Annotated in this window: 1 protein-coding gene; it reads right to left on the bottom strand. The window is 63.2% G+C overall.

The features are described from left to right. Positions 1 to 1301, bottom strand: a 1301-nt coding sequence (locus EN906_RS34235; RefSeq protein WP_281060475.1) for a malic enzyme-like NAD(P)-binding protein, incomplete at its 3' end; no start/stop codon positions are given. Positions 1302 to 1355 lie beyond the last annotated feature (54 nt).

The following is a 1355-nucleotide window of genomic DNA, read 5'->3' as shown; positions in this document are numbered from 1 at the left end:
GAGCGGAAGACGAAGCGGTTCAGCTTGTCGATATAGGCGGCGAAATCGGTGATCGGCCGCGTCGCGACACCGGTGTCGCAGGCCGCCTTGGCGACCGCGGGCGCTATGCGCAGGATCAGGCGTGGATCGAAGGGCGAAGGGATCAGGAATTCAGGGCCGAAGATCGGCGTCTCGCCGGAATAGGCGCGGGCAGCGACATCTGAAGGTTCCTCGCGGGCAAGGGCTGCGATGGCGCGGACCGCCGCCATCTTCATCTCCTCGTTGATAGCGCTGGCACCACAGTCGAGCGCGCCGCGGAAGATGTAAGGAAAACACAGTACGTTGTTGACCTGATTGGGAAAATCGGACCTGCCTGTGCAGATCATCGCATCGGGACGCGCCGCACGCGCCGTTTCCGGCATGATCTCCGGATTGGGGTTGGCCAGCGCCAGGATCAGCGGTTTTGGCGCCATGTGCTCAAGCAGTTCCGGCTTCAGCACGCCTGCCGCCGAGAGGCCGAGGAAGACATCTGCGCCCGATATGACGTCGGCCAGCGTGCGCGCCTCGGTGTCCTTCACATAAGGGTCTTTCCAGCGGTCCATCTCGTCGGTCCGCCCTTTGTAGGCAACGCCGAAACGGTCGGTGACCCAGATGTTTTCGACTTTGGCGCCGAGCGAGACCAGCAGGTTGAGGCAGGCAAGGGCGGCAGCCCCGGCGCCGGAGGTGACGATCTTGATGTCCGATATGGTTTTTCGGGCGAATTCCAGCCCGTTGAGCACGGCGGCAGCGACGATGATGGCGGTGCCATGCTGGTCGTCGTGGAACACCGGTATCTTCATGCGCGCCTTCAACTGTTCCTCGACCTCGAAGCATTCCGGTGCCTTGATGTCTTCGAGGTTGATGCCGCCGAAAGTCGGCTCCAGCGCCGAGATCGTCTCGACCATGCGCTCGATCCCCGGCGCGTCGATCTCGATGTCGAAGACATCGATACCGGCGAACTTCTTGAACAGGACGGCCTTGCCTTCCATCACCGGCTTGGAGGCCAGCGGGCCGATATTGCCGAGGCCGAGCACCGCCGATCCGTTGGTGACGACGCCGACCAGATTGGCGCGTGCGGTGTAGTCGGCGGCGGTCGCCGGATCGTCGCGGATTTCCAGGCAAGGGGCGGCGACACCAGGCGAATAGGCGAGCGCGAGGTCGCGCTGGTTGCCGAGCGGCTTGGTCGCCTGGATCTCGAGTTTTCCCGGCCTTGGGTGCTTGTGGAAGTAGAGGGCGGCTTCGTCGAGGTCCGAACGTGCCGTCTTTTTGCTCTCGCCTTCCATGCGGCCGCTCCCTCGAAATCTGGCTGGAGATTCCCTTTTAGCATGCAGCCGTGG

The organism is Mesorhizobium sp. M7A.F.Ca.CA.004.06.1.1, assembly GCF_003999135.1.
GTDB lineage: Bacteria > Pseudomonadota > Alphaproteobacteria > Rhizobiales > Rhizobiaceae > Mesorhizobium.
This window is presented reverse-complemented; position numbering and strand designations above follow the sequence as displayed.